The following is an 18843-nucleotide window of genomic DNA, read 5'->3' as shown; positions in this document are numbered from 1 at the left end:
TGCGAGTTGGAGCGACGCGGTTACGCGTCCTCCTGCGTCTCGTCCGGCACCTCGCGCAGGGCGTCCTCGGACAGGCCCTTGCGCCAGTAGCCGACGAACGTGACGCGCCGCCGGTCGAGTTCGCGCTCCCGGACGAAGTGCCGTCGCAGCGCCTTCACCGCACCGGACTCGCCCGCGATCCAGACGTACGGGTCCCGGCCCGGCAGCTCGGCGGCGCGCACCGCGTCCACGGCGGAGGGCGCCCCCTCCTCCCGGACGAGCCAGGTGACGGTGGCGTCGGCCTGCGTCGCGAGCTCCTGGCGGTCCCCGGAGTAGGGGACTTCGAGGTAGACGTGGGCGCGGGTCTCGGCCGGCAGCCACTCCAGGATCGCCGAGGCGGCCGGCAGGGCCGTCTCGTCCGCCCAGATCAGCACGGAGTCGGCGCCGTCCGGCAGCTGGAAGCGGACACCGGTGTTCGCGGCGACCGCCGGACCGAGCACGACGACCCGGTCACCCGGCGCGGCGTGCTGCGCCCAGCGGCAGGCCGGGCCGCCGTCCTCATGGAGGGCGAAGTCGATGTCGACCTCGTTCCGCGGCTCCGTGCGCTGCTCGCGGACGGTGTACGAGCGCATCACGGCCCGCTCGTCGTCCGGCATCGCGCGCCAGGCGCCGAGGATCGCGTACATGTCCGGGTTGTCCAGCGGCGGCAGGACGGGGGCGTCCTGGCCGGGGTGCGGCAGGAAGAGGGAGAGCGACTGGTCGCGTCCGCCGGAGGCGAAGGTCTTCAGGTCCTCTCCGGTGAACGTGACCCGGACCAGCGACGGGCCGAGCCGCCTCGTCCGGTCGACCTGGAGGGAGAAGAACTGGAACGGGGCGGTCTCGGCGTTCGTCATGGGGTCAGGCCACCTTCTTCGCGTTCTCCAGAGCCTTCGCCAGGTCCTCCAGGAGCGGGGCGCACTTGGCGTAGGAGTAGATGGGCTCGGTCACGCGCGGGATGACCTGACCGGCCTTGACGGCGGGCAGCGCGGCCCAGGTCGGCTTGGCCTTCAGGGCCTCGGGCTGCAGGGCCGAGGTGCGGTTGTCGAGCATGATGATGTCGGCCTTGTACTTGTCGACGTTCTCCCAGCTCAGCCCCTCGAACCAGCCGCCCTGGTCCAGCTTGGTGGGAACGACCAGGTTGACGCCCAGCTCCTTGAAGTAGAGCGTGTCCGTCGGCCGGACCGGGGTGGAGACGTAGAACAGGTCGGGAGAGCCGGAGCCGATCAGGACCTTGATGTCCTTCTTGCCCTTGGCGGCCTGGCGGACGCGCTCGGCGGCGGCCTCGAACCGGGCCTTGTCGGCGAGGATCTGCTTGGTCTTCACGTCGGCGCCCAGCGAGGCGGCGAGGTCGGCGTGGCGCTGGAGCACGGCCGGCATCGACTTGTCGGAGGCCCACAGGGCGACGCTCGGGGCGACCTTGAGGATCTTGTCCTTCTGCTCCGCCGGGACGTACCAGAGGTCGTTCTTCTCCCACATGTCCGTGATGAGGAGGTCGGGGTTGAGCTTGAGGTACTCCTCGATCTTGAACTCGCCCCAGACGTTGCCGATGACCTTGACCTTGGTGATGTCGAGGTCGCCGGCCTGGACGTCCGGCTTCTTCTCCTTGGTCTTCGGGTCCTCGACGTAGGTCGGGCCGAAGACGCCCTTGACCTCGATGCCGAAGTCCTTGAGGGCGGCGGCCATGCCGGTGAAGGCGACGATGTTCTTCGGGGTGGACTTCGCCTCGACGGCCGTGCCGCGGTCGTCCGTGAACTTCCACGGGCCGGCCTTCTCGGAGGCGCCGGAGGAGGTGCCGCCCTTCGTCTCGGTGCCGCAGGCGGCGAGCGCGGCGCCCAGCCCGAGGGCGCCGCCGGCTGCGAGCAGACCGCGACGGGTGAGATGAGTGGCTCGGGCGTTGCTGGGCATGGAGAGGTCGCTTTCGTACGTGCCGGGTTCGGCCTGGGCAAGTCGAGGGAAGGTTAGCCTAACCTCAGGTGGATCAGTAGAGGCGGGGCCCTGGGGCGTATGTCACATGCCACGGGCAAGGCAAAAGCCCGTCACCCCAGGCCGGGTGACGGGCTTTTCGGTGGCGGGCTCCTCAGGTCAGGCGGAGAGGCCCAACTCCCGTGCGATCAGCATGCGCTGGACCTCGCTCGTGCCCTCGCCGATCTCCAGGATCTTGGAGTCGCGCCACATGCGGGCCACCGGATACTCGTTCATGAAGCCGTAGCCGCCGTGGATCTGGGTCGCCTCGCGGGCGTTGTCCACGGCCACGGTGGAGGAGTACAGCTTCGCCAGCGCCGCCTCCTTCTTGAAGGGCTCGCCCAGCACCAACCGGGAGGCCGCGTCACGCCAGCCGATCCGGGCCATGTGCGCCCGCATCTCCATGTCCGCGATCTTGAACTGGATCGCCTGGTTGTCACCGATCGGCCGGCCGAAGGCGTGCCGTTCCTTCGCGTACTTCACCGACTCGTCGACACAGCCCTGCGCGAGCCCGGTCGCGAGCGCCGAGATCGCGATCCGGCCCTCGTCCAGGATCCGGAGGAACTGGGCGTAACCGCGGCCCTCTTCACCGAGCAGGTTCCCGACCGGCACGCGGACGTCGTCGAAGGACAGCTCGCGGGTGTCCGAGGCGTTCCAGCCGACCTTGGAGTAGGGGGCGGCCACGGTGAAGCCCGGGGTGCCGGAGGGCACGATGATCGAGGAGATCAGCGGCCGGCCGTCGGGCTTGCGGCCGGTGACGGCGGTGACCGTGACCAGACCGGTGATGTCCGTACCCGAGTTGGTGATGAAGCACTTCGAGCCGTTGATGACCCAGTCGTCGCCGTCCCGCACGGCCGTCGTCCGGGTGCCGCCGGCGTCCGAGCCGGCGCCCGGCTCGGTCAGCCCGAAGGCACCCAGGATCTCGCCCGAGCACATCCGGGGCAGCCACTCCTGCTTCTGCTCCTCGGTGCCGAAGCGGTAGACCGGCATCGCGCCGAGGGAGACACCCGCCTCCAGGGTGATGGCCACCGAGGAGTCGACGCGGGCCAGTTCCTCCAGGGCGATGCCCAGCGCGAGGTAGTCGCCGCCCATCCCGCCGTACTCCTCCGGGAAGGGGAGCCCGAACAGACCCATGCGGCCCATCTCGCGGACGATCTCGTACGGGAACTCATGGCGCTCGTAGTAGTCGCCGATCTTCGGCGCGACGACGTCGTGGGCGAACTCCTCGACGGTACGGCGCAGTTCCTCGTGTTCCGACGAGAGACGGTGGTCGAGCGACATGATCAGGACTCCTTGTGGGAGAGGGCGCGAACGGTACGGGAAGGGCTCGGTCGGCCCAGTTGTCCGGCCATCCACACGCTGGTGGCGGTGAGGGCGGCCAGGTCGACCCCGGTCTCGATGCCGAGGCCGTCGAGCATCCACACGAGGTCCTCGGTGGCGAGGTTGCCCGTCGCGCTCTTCGCGTACGGGCAGCCGCCGAGGCCGCCGGCGGAGGCGTCGACGGTGGTCACGCCGTGCTGCAGCGCGGCGAGGGTGTTGGAGAGCGCCTGCCCGTAGGTGTCGTGGAAGTGCACGGCGATACGGGAGACGGGCACACCGGCCTCGTCGAGGCCCTGGAGCAGGGCCCGGACGTGGCCCGGGGTGGCGACACCGATGGTGTCGCCGAGGCTCAGCTCGTCACAGCCCATGTCGGCGAGGGCCTTGGTGACCCGGACGACCTGCTCGACGGGGACGGCGCCCTCCCACGGGTCGCCGAAGCACATCGAGAGGTATCCGCGGATGGTGAGGCCCTGCTCTATGGCACGGGTGACGACCGGCTCGAACATGGCGAGGGCCTCGTCGACGGTCCGGTTGAGGTTGGCCTTGGCGAAGGACTCGGTGGCGGAGGCGAAGACGGCGATCTCGCGGGCCCCGAGAGCCAGGGCCCGGTCGAACCCGCGCTCGTTGGGAACGAGCACCGGCAGGCGGGCCGGCGTCCCCCTGAGGAGGGGGAACAGCTCCTCCGCGTCGGCGAGCTGGGGCACCCACTTCGGGTGGACGAAGCTGGTGGCCTCGACCGTGGAGAGCCCCGCGTCGGCGAGCCGGCGGACGAACTCGGCCTTGACGGCGGTCGGTACGACGGTCTTCTCGTTCTGCAGCCCGTCGCGCGGTCCGACCTCGTGGATCCTCACCCGGGCGGGGAGGCCGGGGGCGGGCACGGTCATGGGCAGGCCCGTGGTCATGATTCCTCCCTCGGGGTCACCACGGCGAGGATCTGGTCCATGGCGACGGTGGCGCCGGGGACGGCGTCCAGCTCGGTGACGGTGCCGGCGTGCGGGGCGGAGATGACGTGCTCCATCTTCATCGCCTCGACGACGAGCAGACTCTGCCCGGCCTCGACCTCGTCCCCGAGCGCCACCTTCACGACGGTGACCGTCCCGGGCATGGGCGCGGCGAGCGCATCGGCCCCGCCGAGGGCCGCGCCGCTGAGGGACGCCTGGACCGGATCGTGGTCCTGCACGTGCCAGGAGTCGCCGTCGCGCCCGAGCCAGTTGCCGCTGCGGTGGAAGTGGTGGACGACGCCGTCCAGCGTGACCGTGACGGAGGTGTCCGTGACCCGGGCGCCCTTCGGCGCCTCGACCATGACGGGTTCGAGTCCCGCCACTCGCAGGGGGAAGGGCAGCGGCGCCGGCCGGCCGCCCAGGCGCCAATTGCTCGGCACCGAGAACGGGTCCGTCCAGCCGTCCCGGGGCGTCGGGGCGAGCCCCGCGAACCGTACGGCCGCCGCGGCCGCGTACACCTCCTCCGGGACGCCGTCCGGGACCATGCCCTCCGCGTCGCGCTCCACCAGGCCCGTGTCCAGGTCGCCCGAGACGACGTCCGGGTGGGCGAGCAGGCGGCGCAGGAAGCCGGCGTTCGTCGGGACGCCCAGGGTGACGGTGTCCGCGAGGGCCGCGCGCAGCTTGCGCAGCGCCGTGGACCGGTCGTTCGCGTGGACGATCACCTTGGAGAGCATCGGGTCGTAGAGGCTGGAGACCTCCGTGCCCCGCGACAGGCCCGAGTCCGTGCGCACCCCGTCGCCCTGCGGCTCGTTCAGGGACAGGACCGTGCCGCCCGACGGGAGGAAGCCGCGGGAAGGGTCCTCCGCGCAGATCCGGGCCTCGATCGCCCAGCCGTCGAGACGGACGTCCGCCTGGGCGAACGACAGCTCCTCGCCCGCCGCCACCCGCAGCTGCCACTCCACCAGGTCGATGCCGGTGATCAGCTCGGTCACCGGGTGCTCCACCTGGAGCCGGGTGTTCATCTCCATGAAGTAGTACGAGGAGGGGTCCACGCCCGGCACGATGAACTCCACCGTGCCCGCGCCGACATAACCGCAGGACCGCGCCGCCTCCACCGCCGCCGCGCCCATCTCCGCGCGGATCTCGGGGGTCAGCAGGACGCTGGGCGCCTCCTCGATGATCTTCTGGTGGCGCCGCTGCAGCGAGCACTCGCGCTCACCGAGGTGCACGACGTTGCCGTGGGCGTCCGCCAGCACCTGGATCTCGATGTGGCGCGGGCGGTCGATCCACCGCTCCACCAGCAGCGTGTCGTCGCCGAACGACGACCGCGCCTCGCGCCGCGCCGCCGCGATCTCGTCGGTCAGCGTCGACAGGTCGCGCACCAGGCGCATGCCCTTGCCGCCGCCGCCCGCCGAGGGCTTCAGCAGGACCGGTGCGCCCAGTTCACGGGCGGCCGCCTCCAGTTCGGGGTCGGCGGCGCCCGGCACGACCGGCACGCCCGCCGCCCGTACCGTCTCCTTCGCCCGGATCTTGTCGCCCATCAGCGAGATCGCGGAAGCCGGCGGGCCGATGAAGACCAGGCCCGCCTCGGCGCACGCCCGGGCGAAGCCCGCGTTCTCCGCGAGGAAGCCGTAACCCGGGTGGACCGCCTGGGCCCCGGTCCGCCGCGCCGCGTCGAGGAGCGCGTCCACCGACAGATACGACGCGGAGGCCGGCGGCGGCCCGATCCGTACCGCCGTGTCCGCCTCCCGTACGTGACGGGCCTCGGCGTCCGCGTCGCTGTACACCGCGACCGAGCGGATGCCGAGCGCGCGCAGGGTGCGGATGACCCGGACCGCGATCTCGCCCCGGTTGGCCACAAGGACTGTGTCGAACATCTGCCGCATCGTTTGGTCCCTCACATCCGGAAGACGCCGAACTGGGGATCACCCAGGGGCGCGTTGGCGCAGGCCGTCAGGGCGAGGCCCACCACCTGGCGGGTCTCCATCGGGTCGATGACCCCGTCGTCCCAGAGCCGCGCCGTCGCGTAGTAGGCGTTGCCCTGGTTCTCGTACTGCGCGCGGATCGGGGCCTTGAAGTCCTCTTCCTCCTCCGCGCTCCACTCGTCGCCGAGCTGGTCCCGCTTGACCGTCGCGAGGACGGACGCGGCCTGCTCGCCGCCCATGACGGAGATCTTGGCGTTGGGCCACATCCACAGGAAGCGGGGGGAGTACGCCCGGCCGCACATCGAGTAGTTGCCCGCGCCGTACGAGCCGCCGACCACCACGGTCAGCTTCGGCACGCGCGTGGTCGCCACCGCCGTGACCATCTTGGCGCCGTGCTTGGCGATGCCGCCCGCCTCGTAGTCCCTGCCGACCATGAAGCCGGAGATGTTCTGCAGGAAGAGCAGCGGGATGCCGCGCTGGTCGCACAGCTCGATGAAGTGGGCGCCCTTCTGGGCGGACTCGGAGAACAGGATGCCGTTGTTGGCGACGATCCCGACCGGGTGTCCGTGGATCCGGGCGAAGCCGGTGACCAGCGTCTGCCCGTACTCCGCCTTGAACTCCTGGAAGCGGGAGGCGTCCACGATCCGCGCGATGACCTCCCGGGCGTCGTACGGGGTGCGGGAGTCCACCGGCACCGCGCCGTAGAGGCCGGCCGGGTCCACCTTCGGCTCCTCGACCGGCTCGACCGACCAGGGGAGCGGGCCGCGCTCGGGGAGCGTGGCGACGATGTTGCGGACGATACGGAGCGCGTGCGCGTCGTCCTCGGCGAGGTGGTCCGTGACGCCGGACGTGCGGGAGTGGACCTCGCCGCCGCCCAGCTCCTCGGCCGTGACGACCTCGCCGGTCGCGGCCTTCACCAGCGGCGGCCCGCCGAGGAAGATCGTGCCCTGGTTCCGTACGATCACGGCCTCGTCGCTCATCGCGGGGACGTACGCGCCGCCGGCCGTGCAGGAGCCGAGGACCGCCGCGATCTGCGGGATGCCGGCGCCGGACATCCGGGCCTGGTTGTAGAAGATCCGGCCGAAGTGCTCGCGGTCCGGGAACACCTCGTCCTGCAGGGGCAGGAAGGCGCCGCCGGAGTCCACGAGGTAGAGGCAGGGGAGACGATTCTCCAGCGCCACCTCCTGGGCCCGCAGGTGCTTCTTCACCGTCATCGGGTAGTACGTGCCGCCCTTGACGGTCGCGTCGTTGGCGACGATCACGCACTCGCGGCCCGAGACCCGGCCGATGCCGGCGATGACACCGGCGGCCGGGGCCTGGTCGCCGTACATCCCGTTCGCGGCGAGCGGGGCGAGCTCCAGAAAGGGCGAGCCCGGGTCCAGAAGCGTGTCCACGCGGTCGCGCGGCAGGAGTTTGCCGCGCGCGGTGTGCCGGGCGCGGGCCTTCTCGCCACCGCCGAGGGCGGCCGCCGCGAGCTTGGCGCGCAGGGTCGCCGCCAGCTCTTCGTGGGCCGCCTCGTTGGCCTGCCAGGCCGCCGACGCGGGATCCGCCGCGCTCGTCAGCACAGGTGCCTGCTGCATCCCTCGAGCTCCCTTGCTCGGTTAATGAGCGTTAACGTATGTCGGTCAGGTTAACGACCGCTAACCGCATTGTCTAGAATCGTTTCCATGACCACCACCGCCAGGACCGACGCCCCCACGCGACGCGAGCAGATCCTCAAAGAGGCCGCTCGCCTCTTCGCCGAGCGCGGGTTCCACGGCGTCGGCGTCGACGAGATAGGAGCGGCCGTCGGCATCAGCGGTCCCGGGCTCTACCGGCACTTCGCGGGCAAGGACGCGATGCTGGCGGAGCTGCTCGTCGGGATCAGCGAACGGCTCCTGGACGGCGGGCGGCTGCGGGTCGGCGAGGGGGAGGACGACCCGCGGGCGCTGCTGGGGTCGCTGATCGACAGCCACATCGACTTCGCGCTCGACGACCGGCCGCTGATCACCCTGCACGACCGCGAGCTGGACCGGCTGAAGGACGAGGACCGCAAGCGGGTCCGGCAGCTGCAGCGGCAGTACGTGGAGCTGTGGGTGGCGGTGGTGCGGGAGCTGTACCCGGCGGCCTCCGAGAGCGAGGCGCGGGCGGCCGTCCACGCGGTGTTCGGGCTGCTGAACTCGACGCCGCACCTGGCGGCGCTGGGCCGGTCGGCCATGGAGGAGCTGCTCAGACGCCTGGCTCACGGGGCTTTCGGGGCCCTGGCGGCCGAAAAGAGCGCCCCGGCCGGGGGCGCGGCGGTTCCGCAGGGCGGAACGATTGCCCACAACCGGTAGCGGTCCTCCAGAATGAGCACCATGCCGATACTCAGTCGCCCCGCCCTCGTCGAGCACCTTGTACGGACCCGGATCGCAGGTGACGTCGCCACCCCGCGCGACAACAACCTCTCCCACTACCGCAAGCTCGCCAACGGCGACCGGCACTACTGGCTCGGGCTGGAGCTGGGCGACCGGTGGACCGACGAGCAGGACGTGCTCGCCGTCATGGCCGAGCGGTGCGGGGTGAACGACGATCCGGCCCACCGCACCGGGCAGGACACCATCGACCCCGAGCTGACCGTCGACGCCCTCGACCGGGCGGCCGCGCGGCTGCGCAAGGCCGCCGCCGGCAAGGAGCGGGTGCTGTTCGCGACCGGGCACCCCGGCGCGCTGATCGACGCCCACAGCCGGGTCGCCGCCGCCCTGCGGGCCAAGGGCTGCGACATCGTGCGGATCCCGGGCGGGCTGATCGCGGACGAGGGGTACGTCGTGCAGTTCGCCGACGTCGCCGTCTTCGAGCGGGGCGCGACCCTCTGGCACACCCATTCGCCGGAACCGATGAACGCGATCCTGGACGCCCTCGGCGAGGCCGGCCGGCCGGACCTCGTCGTCGCCGACCACGGCTGGGCGGGCCGCGCGGGCCAGCGGGGCGTCGACTCCGTCGGCTACGCCGACTGCAACGACCCCGCGCTCTTCATCGGCGAGGCCGAGGGCACGATGCAGGTGACGATCCCCCTGGACGACCACGTCCTGGACCCGCGGTACTACGAGCCGCTCACCGACTACCTGCTCGACGCGTCCGGCCTGCTCTGACGCAGGCCGCCCGGCCGACGCGGGCGATCCGTCTCAGGGTCGCCGCGGGACGCGGACGACACCCTCCTGAATGACGGAGATCGCCAGCTTCCCGTCCTGCGTGTAGATCCGGGCCTGGCCCAGGCCCCGCCCGCCCGAGGCGGACGGGGACTCCTGGTCGTACAGCAGCCACTCGTCCGCGCGGAACGGCCGGTGGAACCACATCGCGTGGTCCAGCGACGCCCCGACGACGTCGCCCACCGCCCAGCCGCCCCGCCCGTGGGCGAGGAGCACCGAGTCGAGCAGCGTCATGTCGGAGACGTACGTCGCCAGGCAGACGTGCAGCAGGGGATCGTCGGCCAGCTTGCCGTTCGTACGGAACCAGACCTGCGAGCGCGGCTCACGCGGCTCCCCGACGGAGCCCCACGGCGGTACGTCGGCGTACCGCAGGTCCACCGCCGCCCGAGCGTCGACCAGCCGCGCGGCCACCTCCGCAGGGAGGTGCCGGGGCAGCATCTCGGCCGCCGTCGGCAGGGACTCCGGGTCCGGCGCGGCCGGCATGTCGTACTGGTGCTCCAGGCCCTCCTCGTACGTCTGGAAGGACGCGGAGAGGTGGAAGATCGGCTGCCCGTGCTGGACGGCGACGACCCGCCGGGTGGTGAAGGAGCGGCCGTCCCGGATCCGGTCGACCTGGTACACGATCGGCGCGCCCGGGTCTCCCGCGCGCAGGAAGTACGCGTGCAGGGAGTGCGCGAGCCGGTCGCCGGGGACCGTCCGGCCCGCCGCCACCAGCGCCTGGGCGGCCACCTGGCCGCCGAAGACGCGGGGGACGAGGGCCGAACGGGACTGCCCCCGGAAGAAGTTCTGCTCGATCTGCTCCAGGTCGAGCAGATCGAGCAGATCGTCGAGCGCTTCGGGCACTTACAGGCCCATCGACTTCGCGATGATCGTCTTCATGATCTCGCTGGTGCCGCCGTAGATGCGGTTGACGCGGTTGTCCGCGTAGAGGCGGGCGATCGGGTACTCGTTCATGTAGCCGTAGCCGCCGTGCAGCTGGAGGCAGCGGTCGATGACGCGGTGCGCGACCTCGGTGGTGAACAGCTTGGCGCTGGCGGCCTCGGCCGGCGTCAGCTCGCCGGCGTCCAGGGCCTCCAGGGCGCGGTCGGCGACGGCCTCGGCCGCGTCCACCTCGGCCTGGCAGGCGGCCAGCTCGAACTTGGTGTTCTGGAAGTGCGCGACCGGCTTGCCGAAGACCGTGCGCTCCTGCACGTACTGCTTGGCGAAGCGGACGGCGGCCTTGGCCTGCGCGTAGGCGCCGAAGGCGATGCCCCAGCGCTCGGAGGCGAGGTTGTGGCCCAGGTAGCCGAAGCCCTTGCCCTCCTCGCCGAGGAGGTCCTCGACGGGCACCTTCACGTCGACGAACGCCAGCTCGGCGGTGTCGGAGGTGCGCAGGCCGAGCTTGTCGAGCTTGCGGCCGATGGAGTAGCCCTCGGACTTGGTGTCCACGGCGAAGAGGGAGATGCCGAAGCGGCGGTCCTCGGCCGTCGGGGCGGACGTACGGGCGCAGACGATCACGCGGTCGGCGTGGACGCCACCGGTGATGAAGGTCTTGGCGCCGTTGAGGACGTAGTGCGTGCCGTCCTCGGAGAGCTTGGCGGTGGTCTTCATGCCCGCGACGTCGGAGCCGGTGCCCGGCTCGGTCATCGCCAGGGCCCACATCTCCTCGCCGGAGACGAACTTCGGGAGGTAACGCTTCTTCTGCTCGTCGGAGGCGAGCATCTTGAGGTACGGCAGGGCGAGCAGCACGTGCACGCCGGAACCGCCGAAGGTCACGCCCGCGCGGGAGGTCTCCTCGTAGAGGACGGCCTCGAACTTGTGCGTGTCCAGGCCCGCGCCGCCGAACTCCTCGGGCACGTTGATGCCGAAGACGCCCAGCTCGCCGAGCTTGTGGTAGAAGTCGCGCGGCGCCTGGCCCGCAGCGAACCACTCGTCGTAGACGGGGACGACCTCGGCCTCGATGAAGGCGCGGATGGTCTCCCGGAACGCCTCGTGGTCCTCGTTGAATACGGTACGGCGCACGAGCCGCCTCCTTCGGAGTCCTGGGTGCTGGGCCTGGATGCCTGACGCGATGTGCCTAAGCGCTTGCTCAGTCAAGTTACCGGTGGGTTCGCGCCGCTGTCCAGATCTGGGGCGCCCAGGGTTGCCCAGATCACGTCCGCTCACCCCCCGGGCACCTCACCGGGGACCCAGCGGAGGCCGACGGAGTCGTACTCCCACACCGGGCGGCCCCGCAGACCGCTCGTCCGGAAGGGCGCGCCGTCCTCGTCGCCGATCCGGACCGTGCCCCGGCGCCCCTCCGAGCTCCACTCCAGCTCCAGGTACCAGCGGCAGTCGCACCCCACCGCCCCCGCCGAGACCAGCAGCTCCTCCGGCTCGGCGGCGCTGACCGCGTACGGGAAGGAGACCGCCGGGAGCGTCCGGCCCTCCTGCCCGGAGGCGTCGTACCCGTCCAGCGCCCGCGCCAACGGCCGCGGCCGGTCCAGGTCCACCTCGAAACGGCGCGGCGTCACCGCCCCGCCGCACCCGCCGCCCATCCGGTACCCGGTCCACGGCAGCGGCGCGCCCCGCTCCACCACCCGCACGTGCAGCGCCTGGAGCACCACCGCCGCCGCGCCCTTCCCCTGCACCGACACCCGCACCAGCGTCTCCCCGCCGTCCACGGCCCCCTGCGCCGCCGCCCAGCTCCGCGCGTCGGCCGACACCGGCGGGGGAGGGGCCGTCCGCTCCACGAGGTAGGTGTGCCCGCACCCGTTCTTCCAGAGGTGCGAGGCGACCGTCCACGTCAGCGGCGCCGGTGGTTCGGCGGCCCGCCCCTGGGTCTTCCCGGGCAGGAGTACGGCTCCGAGCGTCACCGTCCCCACGACCGCCAGCGTTCCGCCGACCAAACCCAGCCACCCCCACCGGCGCCTTGGCCGCTCGGACGGGAGGCCCGGCACGCGCGCGTGCACGGGTTCCAACTCGGGTTCCAACTCGGGCTCGGGCTCGGACGCAGGTTCCGGGGCCGGCGCCGGCTCGGGCGCCAGGGCCGGCTCGGGCGCCAGGGCCGGCTCGGGCTCCGGCTTCGGTTCCGCGTCGGGCACGGGCTCCGCGTCGGGCCCCGGCACCGGAGGGCGACGGGTGCGGTCCGCCCGGCTCCAGGCCACCTCCAGGGCGCGCCGCTCCTCCTCGTCCGCCCCGCACAGCAGGGCGAGGCGGTCGATCACGGTGAACTCCTCCGGGACGGTCGCGCCCGAGCAGTAGCGGTGAAGGGTGGACGCGCTGACGCTCAGGCGCCGGCCCAGCGCCTCGTAACTGCGCCCGTCCCGCGCCTTCAGCGCGCGCACGAACCGCGCGAACTCCTCGACGGCGGCGTCCTTCGGCATTCCATCCCCCTCGACCCTGCGTCCCACCCTTCACGTCCTTGCACGTCAGCGGGGGTGGAATGGTTCCGGGACGGATGGTGGGCGCGTCACCGTTGCAGGCGGCGGGCGCCGGCCCGACGCTGGTGGAGCACTACTGACCGAACGACCCGACGGGGGATCCACCAGCATGAACAAGCTCCGTACCGCACTCGCCACCGCCGCCGCTGCCGCCCTGGGCCTCGCGGCCCTCGCCACGGCCCCGGCGCAGGCCGCTGCCCAGCCCGCCTTCCTCGCCGCCTCCCAGATGCCGCCGTCGTCGACGCCGTGGACCGCCACCCAGGTCTTCGCCGGCATCCCGGAGAACGGCGGCGCCCTCTGCGCCCCGTACAAGATCCCGGCGCAGAACACCCGCTACCGCGAGTTCAGCACCGAGCTCGACACCAACGGCGTCCAGATCACCACCGTCGCCCGCACCGAGGCCGACGCCGTGAAGCTGGTCGACACCCTCCGCAAGGCCCTCGCCGGCTGCGGCCCCCTGCTGGAGCAGCAGAACCCGGGCCTGAACGCCGTCAGCGCCTACCACGGCAAGCTGGCCGTCGAGGAGGGCGCCTGGGTCTACAGCCTGGACACCGCCGACCCGCAGATCGGCATCACCGACATCCACCTCTTCTCCGTCGGCCGCGACGGCCGTACCGTCACCTTCGTCCGCTGGGGACAGATGGGCGACTTCGAGGACGCCCCGCTGACCGCCTTCCGCACGACGACGAAGACCGCCGTGAACAAGCTCTGGTCGTAGCGAGCCCCGGAGCCGACCCGCAGGGTCGGTCAGGCCGCCCGTCCCCAGTGGACGGGCGGCGCGCGCGGTGTGACGTACGTCTCGGGAACCCCGCTGTCTGGAACGACAGCTGACTGAGGTGACAACAACCATGCGCGCGCGCATTCGAGCGGGGGATCCGCGGGCCTTCGCGGAACTCTTCGACCAATACGCGAAGACCGTCTACAACCACGCCTACCGGCTGACCGCCGACTGGTCGGCCGCCGAGGACGTCGTCTCGGCGACCTTCATGGAGGCGTGGCGCGGCCGCGAACGTCTCGACGCGGAAGGCGGCAGCGTACGCCCGTGGCTTCTGGGCATCGCCACCAACCTCACGCGCGCCCAAGCGCGTGGCAACCGGCGCTACAAGGCGGCCGCCGCCGCCGCGGCCGCCCACGCGACGGGCACGAAGGGTGAGGCGGCGGTGGCCGATCACGCCGACGAGGTCGCCGGCCGGCTGGACGACCGCCGCCGCCTCGCCGCCACCGTGCGCGCCCTGGCGGGACTGCGGCGCACCGAACGAGAGGTCCTGAGCCTGTGCCTCTGGCAGGGCCTGGACTACGCGGCGGCCGCGCAGGTCCTCGGCATCCCGGTGGGCACGGTGCGCTCCCGGCTCTTCCGAGCGCGCAAGAAGCTGCGGAAACTCGCCGAGACACAACTTCTCGACGCATTCCGGGAACCCAGGCCGGCCAATCGGCAGACAAGAGGGGACCGCACGATCGCGGCCCGGCCCGCACAGGAAGGAACCCGGTGAACATGCGTCAGTCCCGTTCGAGTCACTCCCGCCTCACGCCTGATGAATGGCACGAGAGCGAGCACCTGCTCTCCCTCGAGGAAGCCGACCTTCCCGCGGGCCGTCATGCCTTTCACAGGGAAGAGCTCATGACCTTCATCCAGCAGGACGTCCACGCCGCGGCCACCGCCGCGCCCGCCTCCCCGTCCGCGCCGCCGGTTCGCCGCAAACTCCCGCGTCTTCGCATCGTCCTGCCCGTCGCCGCGTGCTCGCTGGCCCTCGTGGCCGCGGGCCTCCTCACCGTTGTCGGAAGCGACGCGGACGAGTCAGCGGTGGCGGGCCCCGTGCTCACCGCTCCGGTCGGCGCGGGCACCAGCGCGGGGGTCCCGCAGCTCCTGGAGCGGATCTCCCACGCCTCGGCCAAGGCCCCCCAGGTCAAGGTCGGCGCGGGCCAGTACGTGTACGTCGAGAGCCAGGTGGCCACCACCTACGAGAAGACGGTCGGCGACAGGACCACCCTCGCCAGCGACAAGATCCACCGCCGCCAGGTGTGGATGTCCACCGACGGTACGAAGGGCTGGCTGATCGACCCGGCCGTCTCGCCGCCCGGCGGCGAGAAGCTCGACCGGACCAACGAGAAGGGCGGGAGCGAACCGGCCAACCTCAACGCGCCCACGTACGACTACCTCGCGAGCCTGCCCACCGACCCCGACGTCCTTCTGGCGAAGATCTACAAGGAGACCGCGGGCAAGGGCAACAGCCCCGACCAGCAGGCGTTCACCACCGTCGGTGACCTGCTGAACGAGTCTCTGCCGCCCGCCGCGCTGAACACCGCCCTGTACAAGGCGGCCGCCAAGATCCCCGGCGTCGTCCAGGTCGATGACGCCGTCGACGCCATCGGCCGGCACGGTGTCGCCGTCGCCCGCCTCGACGAGACGTCCGGGGTCCGCACCGAATGGATCTTCGACGCCACGACCTACACCTACCTCGGCGAGCGCACCATCCAGGTCCGGCCCGACGGCGGTGACTCCGGCCTCATCAAGCCCGGCACCATCCTCTTCACCGAGGCCGTCACCCACCGCCGGGCCGTCGACGAGCTGAAGGAGACCACCCCCTCCTCAGGTGTGTGAGAGGCCCGGGGAGGCCGCCTCGGCGGGGGCCGCGTGACCGAGGGCGAACCACAGCTCCATCCGTACGTCCGCGTCGTCCAGGTCCCTGTCGAGGAGCGCGGCGCAGCGGGCGATGCGCTGGCGGACGGTGTTGCGGTGGATGTCCAGGGCGACGGCCGTGCGGTCCCAGCTGCCGTGCAGGGAGAGCCAGGCGCGCAGGGTCTCGGGCAGCGGCTCGGCGAGGGGCGCCAGAACGGCCCGGGCGTACGCCGCCGCCTCCCCGGGGTCCATCAGCCCGGCGAAACCGGCCGGCTGGTGGCGGGCCACCGGCGCCCGGGTCGCCTCCGCCCGCCGTAGCGCCCGCGCGGCCTGCGTGTCGGCGGCGGCGAGGTCGCGGGCCTCGACGGGGGCGCTGGCCCCGAGGACCCAGCCCGGCTGCGGCTCGACCTCCCGCCCGGCGGGCAGCAGGAGCCGTACCGCTCCCTCGGCCGGCGCGTCGACCAGCGGGGTGCCGAGGGCGGACGCCAGCGTGGCCGCGGCGAGGGGGGTGCCGTCACCGCCGTGGGCGTGGACCACCGTCCACGGGCCCGGGCCCAGGGCGGGGGCCGCCTCGGCCGGGGGTGTGCCGAGCAGCAGCCGGACCAGGGCTGCGTCCCGCGCCGAGACGTCCGCGCCGTGGTGCGGTGCGGTCAGCAGGGAGAGCAGGACGACCGCCACCCCGGCGATGGTGTGGTCCCCGGCCTCCCGCCGCTCGGCCGCCGTGCCCAGTGCGAGCCCGTCGCCGCCGCCCAGCGCGAAGGCCGCCAGCCGCATTCCCCCGCCGTCCCCGCTCGCGGACGCCGGGCCGCCGGGGCGTGCGCCCACCACCCCCGCCAGTTCCCGCAGCGCCGTCTCCGCCTCCGCCCCGATCGTCCGGCCCGCCGCCGCGTACTCCGTGCCGTCCGCCGCGTAGAGCACCGCGCGCCCGCCGAGCCGGGACGCCAGCGCGCCGAGCACCGCCGGGACCGGGGCGGGCCGGGCGGCCGCCGTGGCCAGCGACTGCTGCGCCTCCGTCACCCGGCGCAGCTCGCGGTGCCGGGCCTCCGCCATCAGCCGCCACACCGCCCGAGCCACCGCCGTGAAGGGGGTGTGCGGGGGCACCTCGATGAGCGGCAGCCCCTGACGCTCGCAGGCCGCGACGAGCTCCGCCGGAACCGTGTCGTACACCGGCGTCACCCCGAAACCGAGCGCCGCCGCCCCCGCTTCCACCACCCGCTCGACGTAGTGCGCCGGGTCGGAGAGCTGCACGCCCGCCGTCATCAGCAGCTCGCCCCCGAGCAGATACGGAAAGGGGTCGGCCATCTCGGAGGTGTGCACCCAGTGCACGAAGGCGTCGTCCGGTCCGGCCAGCAGCCGCAGCCCCAGATCGCGGCGGCCGAGCAGGGCGGCCAGCGGGACCGGCGGTGCCGGGGGCGTGGGGGTGGGCTCCTGCGCGAGCATGGGCATGGACCCTTCGTACATCCAGAGTGCGGGCAGTGGAGGAAACGTACACTTCAGCGCCGCTCCCCGGCCACCTACTGTCGACCCATCCAGCGGCCGCGGGTACGGGCGGATGTCCCCGCGATCGGTCACTGGAGTGACTCCACCCGCACGACACGCCACCGAAGTGAACGAGGGAGGCCCATGGCCGTCGACCGCACAGTGGTCGTTGCCGGCGGTCTGTCCGTCATCGGCCTGATGTGGGCTTACGGAATCTTGGCAAATGAGCCCCTTTACTATGGTTTGTTGGCCTCACTCGTCGCCTATGTGATCGTTTCCGCGGCGCCCCGTCCGACGAACGCCGCCGTGCTCGCGAACCGGCGGGCCCGGCCGGCGGGCCGGGACCCGGAAGCCGCCCGCGCCACAGGCGGCGAGGCCGACGGGACGCCGGAGCCCGTGCCGGCCGCCCCGACCGGCTGACGCACCGCAGACTCCCGGTCGGGGGCCCCGAGACCCGAGGCCCCCGACCGGACCCCACCGACACACCCCCAGGAGGACCCGACCATGAGCAGCAGCGACCAGAACGCGTTCCGCGGCCCGATCGACTCGTCCCGCATCCCGCGGTACGCCGGCCCCGCGACGTTCGCCCGGCTGCCGCGACTCGACGAGGTCGGCACCGCCGACGTCGCCGTGGTCGGCGTCCCCTTCGACAGCGGCGTCTCCTACCGCCCCGGCGCGCGCTTCGGCGGCAACGCGATCCGCGAGGCGTCCCGTCTGCTCCGCCCGTACAACCCGGCGCAGGACGCCTCGCCGTTCGCCCTCGCGCAGGTCGCCGACGCCGGTGACATCGCCGCCAACCCGTTCAACATCAACGAGGCCGTCGAGACCGTCGAGGCCGCGGCCGACGAGCTGCTCGGCACCGGCGCGCGGATGATGACCCTCGGCGGTGACCACACCATCGCGCTGCCCCTGCTGCGCTCCGTCGCCAAGAAGCACGGCCCGGTCGCCCTGCTCCACTTCGACGCGCACCTCGACACCTGGGACACGTACTTCGGCGCCGAGTACACGCACGGCACCCCGTTCCGCCGCGCCGTCGAGGAGGGCATCCTCGACACCGAGGCGCTCTCCCACGTCGGCACCCGCGGCCCGCTCTACGGCAAGCAGGACCTCACCGACGACGAGAAGATGGGCTTCGGCATCGTCACCTCGGCGGACATCTACCGCCGCGGCGCCGACGAGGTCGCCGACCAGCTGCGCCAGCGCATCGGCAACCGCCCGCTGTACATCTCCATCGACATCGACTGCCTCGACCCGGCCCACGCGCCCGGCACCGGCACCCCGGAGGCGGGCGGCATGACCTCCCGCGAACTCCTGGAGATCCTGCGCGGCCTGTCCTCCTGCAACCTGGTCTCGGCCGACGTCGTCGAGGTCGCCCCGGCCTACGACCACGCGGAGATCACCGCCGTCGCCGCCTCCCACACGGCGTACGAGCTGACGACGATCATGTCCCGCCAGATCGCGGAGAGCCGCGCCGCCGACGCGGGGCAGACCGCGAAGTAGTACCTCGGATGCGGGCCCGCCCCGGCCTGGCCACCCCGCACCGCACGGTCCGCCGTGCCGGGCGGTCGGCGGCCCGACTCCGCCGGACTGGCCCGGGCCGGCCCTGGGGGCCGCGCCGACGCGGCCGCGCGCGCCGCACGGCGAACGCCACGCGTCGGCGGGCGACCGCGCCGACGGCCCGGCCCCGCAGGACCGGCCACCGTGGGCCCGCACCGACGCGGGCTGCGCACCATGCGGGGCCGGCGGACCGGGGCCGGCGGACCGGGGCCGGCGGACCGGCACCGGCGGACCGGCCCCAGCGGGCCCGCGGCGCCGACGCGGCCGCGCGCGTCGCGCGCCGAGCGCCACCGCCGCCCGGCGGGCCCGCGCCCACGGGCGGCGCGCGCTGCACGGCGAGCGCCACCGCACCGCCCAGCCGCAGGGCGGGGCGGGGCGGCTGCCACCTGGCGTCCGGGCCGGAGCGCCGGGTGGGGCACCATGTGGCTGCCGGGCCGTACCGACAGAACACGCCAC

Annotated in this window: 16 protein-coding genes and 1 pseudogene; 7 read left to right on the top strand and 10 right to left on the bottom strand. The window is 72.8% G+C overall.

Annotated features, from left to right (window positions below):
- Nucleotides 1-20 precede the first annotated feature (20 nt).
- From ACZ4VW_RS15185 to ACZ4VW_RS15160, 6 genes are all read right to left on the bottom strand, one after another.
- Nucleotides 21-872, bottom strand: a complete 852-nt coding sequence (locus ACZ4VW_RS15185; RefSeq protein WP_467962288.1) for a siderophore-interacting protein — start codon at nucleotides 870-872, stop codon at nucleotides 21-23.
- 4 nt (nucleotides 873-876) lie between these two features.
- Complete coding sequence (locus ACZ4VW_RS15180) at nucleotides 877-1923, bottom strand: ABC transporter substrate-binding protein (protein WP_467962286.1); 1047 nt, start codon at nucleotides 1921-1923, stop codon at nucleotides 877-879.
- A 177-nt stretch (nucleotides 1924-2100) separates the two neighbouring features.
- A complete protein-coding gene (locus ACZ4VW_RS15175; RefSeq protein WP_467962284.1) occupies nucleotides 2101-3261 on the bottom strand; it encodes an acyl-CoA dehydrogenase family protein in 1161 nt (386 codons plus the stop codon).
- Between the two features lie 2 nt (nucleotides 3262-3263).
- On the bottom strand, nucleotides 3264-4202 hold the full coding sequence (locus tag ACZ4VW_RS15170) for a hydroxymethylglutaryl-CoA lyase (RefSeq protein ID WP_467962283.1): 939 nt from the start codon (nucleotides 4200-4202) through the stop codon (nucleotides 3264-3266).
- Entirely contained in the window at nucleotides 4199-6127 is a 1929-nt protein-coding gene (locus ACZ4VW_RS15165) for an acetyl/propionyl/methylcrotonyl-CoA carboxylase subunit alpha (protein WP_467962281.1), read from the bottom strand. The genes ACZ4VW_RS15170 and ACZ4VW_RS15165 overlap by 4 nt, the downstream gene beginning before the upstream one ends.
- 11 nt (nucleotides 6128-6138) lie before the next feature.
- On the bottom strand, nucleotides 6139-7746 hold the full coding sequence (locus ACZ4VW_RS15160) for a carboxyl transferase domain-containing protein (RefSeq protein ID WP_467962279.1): 1608 nt from the start codon (nucleotides 7744-7746) through the stop codon (nucleotides 6139-6141).
- 87 nt (nucleotides 7747-7833) lie between these two features.
- On the opposite strand from ACZ4VW_RS15160, the gene ACZ4VW_RS15155 reads away from it, so the two are divergent.
- Together ACZ4VW_RS15155 and ACZ4VW_RS15150 are read left to right on the top strand one after the other, a co-directional pair.
- Nucleotides 7834-8481 carry an SACE_7040 family transcriptional regulator gene (locus ACZ4VW_RS15155; RefSeq protein ID WP_467962277.1) on the top strand — a complete coding sequence of 216 codons (648 nt, stop codon included), beginning with the start codon at nucleotides 7834-7836 and terminating at the stop codon, nucleotides 8479-8481.
- Nucleotides 8482-8502: 21 nt separating this feature from the next.
- Entirely contained in the window at nucleotides 8503-9276 is a 774-nt protein-coding gene (locus tag ACZ4VW_RS15150) for a phosphatase (protein WP_467962275.1), read from the top strand.
- Between the two features lie 33 nt (nucleotides 9277-9309).
- On the opposite strand, the gene tesB is transcribed toward ACZ4VW_RS15150, so the two are convergent.
- From tesB to ACZ4VW_RS15135, 3 genes are all read right to left on the bottom strand, one after another.
- A complete protein-coding gene (gene tesB, locus ACZ4VW_RS15145) occupies nucleotides 9310-10176 on the bottom strand; it encodes an acyl-CoA thioesterase II (RefSeq protein WP_467962273.1) in 867 nt (288 codons plus the stop codon).
- Complete coding sequence (locus tag ACZ4VW_RS15140; RefSeq protein ID WP_467962271.1) at nucleotides 10177-11334, bottom strand: acyl-CoA dehydrogenase family protein; 1158 nt, start codon at nucleotides 11332-11334, stop codon at nucleotides 10177-10179.
- Between the two features lie 140 nt (nucleotides 11335-11474).
- Complete coding sequence (locus tag ACZ4VW_RS15135; RefSeq protein ID WP_467962269.1) at nucleotides 11475-12677, bottom strand: helix-turn-helix domain-containing protein; 1203 nt, start codon at nucleotides 12675-12677, stop codon at nucleotides 11475-11477.
- A 166-nt stretch (nucleotides 12678-12843) separates the two neighbouring features.
- Here ACZ4VW_RS15135 and ACZ4VW_RS15130 point away from each other — a divergent pair, with 166 nt between their 5' ends.
- The 3 genes from ACZ4VW_RS15130 (at nucleotide 12844) to ACZ4VW_RS15120 (ending at nucleotide 15333) form a co-directional block, all read left to right on the top strand.
- Entirely contained in the window at nucleotides 12844-13452 is a 609-nt protein-coding gene (locus tag ACZ4VW_RS15130; RefSeq protein WP_467962267.1) for a hypothetical protein, read from the top strand.
- A 130-nt stretch (nucleotides 13453-13582) separates the two neighbouring features.
- Nucleotides 13583-14224, top strand: a complete 642-nt coding sequence (locus ACZ4VW_RS15125) for an RNA polymerase sigma factor (protein ID WP_467962265.1) — start codon at nucleotides 13583-13585, stop codon at nucleotides 14222-14224.
- A gap of 2 nt (nucleotides 14225-14226) precedes the next feature.
- Nucleotides 14227-15333, top strand: coding sequence for a CU044_5270 family protein (locus ACZ4VW_RS15120; protein ID WP_467962263.1), 1107 nt, complete (start codon nucleotides 14227-14229; stop codon nucleotides 15331-15333).
- On the opposite strand, the gene ACZ4VW_RS15115 is transcribed toward ACZ4VW_RS15120, so the two are convergent.
- A complete protein-coding gene (locus ACZ4VW_RS15115) occupies nucleotides 15322-16812 on the bottom strand; it encodes a PucR family transcriptional regulator (RefSeq protein WP_467962261.1) in 1491 nt (496 codons plus the stop codon). The two genes, ACZ4VW_RS15120 and ACZ4VW_RS15115, sit on opposite strands and share 12 nt — an antisense overlap.
- Nucleotides 16813-16995: 183 nt before the next feature.
- On the opposite strand from ACZ4VW_RS15115, the pseudogene ACZ4VW_RS15110 reads away from it, so the two are divergent.
- Together ACZ4VW_RS15110 and speB are read left to right on the top strand one after the other, a co-directional pair.
- A pseudogene (locus ACZ4VW_RS15110) lies at nucleotides 16996-17250 on the top strand (sodium:solute symporter); the annotation flags it as partial.
- An 84-nt stretch (nucleotides 17251-17334) separates the two neighbouring features.
- Entirely contained in the window at nucleotides 17335-18330 is a 996-nt protein-coding gene (gene speB, locus ACZ4VW_RS15105) for an agmatinase (protein ID WP_467962259.1), read from the top strand.
- Nucleotides 18331-18843: the final 513 nt, after the last annotated feature.

The organism is Streptomyces sp. NPDC029139, assembly GCF_055564335.1.
The sequence above is the reverse complement of the archived record's forward strand: the minus strand, read 5'-3'. Positions and strand labels throughout refer to the sequence as shown.

What these genes read in the sequence shown, in the direction of transcription:
- ACZ4VW_RS15185 (WP_467962288.1), bottom strand. Translation starts at nt 872, where the DNA reads ATGACGAACGCCGAGACCGCCCCGTTCCAGTTCTTCTCCCTCCAGGTC.
- ACZ4VW_RS15180 (WP_467962286.1), bottom strand. Translation starts at nt 1,923, where the DNA reads ATGCCCAGCAACGCCCGAGCCACTCATCTCACCCGTCGCGGTCTGCTC.
- ACZ4VW_RS15175 (WP_467962284.1), bottom strand. Translation starts at nt 3,261, where the DNA reads ATGTCGCTCGACCACCGTCTCTCGTCGGAACACGAGGAACTGCGCCGT.
- ACZ4VW_RS15170 (WP_467962283.1), bottom strand. Translation starts at nt 4,202, where the DNA reads ATGACCACGGGCCTGCCCATGACCGTGCCCGCCCCCGGCCTCCCCGCC.
- ACZ4VW_RS15165 (WP_467962281.1), bottom strand. Translation starts at nt 6,127, where the DNA reads ATGCGGCAGATGTTCGACACAGTCCTTGTGGCCAACCGGGGCGAGATC.
- ACZ4VW_RS15160 (WP_467962279.1), bottom strand. Translation starts at nt 7,746, where the DNA reads ATGCAGCAGGCACCTGTGCTGACGAGCGCGGCGGATCCCGCGTCGGCG.
- ACZ4VW_RS15155 (WP_467962277.1), top strand. Translation starts at nt 7,834, where the DNA reads ATGACCACCACCGCCAGGACCGACGCCCCCACGCGACGCGAGCAGATC.
- ACZ4VW_RS15150 (WP_467962275.1), top strand. Translation starts at nt 8,503, where the DNA reads ATGCCGATACTCAGTCGCCCCGCCCTCGTCGAGCACCTTGTACGGACC.
- ACZ4VW_RS15135 (WP_467962269.1), bottom strand. Translation starts at nt 12,677, where the DNA reads ATGCCGAAGGACGCCGCCGTCGAGGAGTTCGCGCGGTTCGTGCGCGCG.
- ACZ4VW_RS15130 (WP_467962267.1), top strand. Translation starts at nt 12,844, where the DNA reads ATGAACAAGCTCCGTACCGCACTCGCCACCGCCGCCGCTGCCGCCCTG.
- ACZ4VW_RS15125 (WP_467962265.1), top strand. Translation starts at nt 13,583, where the DNA reads ATGCGCGCGCGCATTCGAGCGGGGGATCCGCGGGCCTTCGCGGAACTC.
- ACZ4VW_RS15120 (WP_467962263.1), top strand. Translation starts at nt 14,227, where the DNA reads ATGCGTCAGTCCCGTTCGAGTCACTCCCGCCTCACGCCTGATGAATGG.
- ACZ4VW_RS15115 (WP_467962261.1), bottom strand. Translation starts at nt 16,812, where the DNA reads ATGTACGAAGGGTCCATGCCCATGCTCGCGCAGGAGCCCACCCCCACG.
- speB (WP_467962259.1), top strand. Translation starts at nt 17,335, where the DNA reads ATGAGCAGCAGCGACCAGAACGCGTTCCGCGGCCCGATCGACTCGTCC.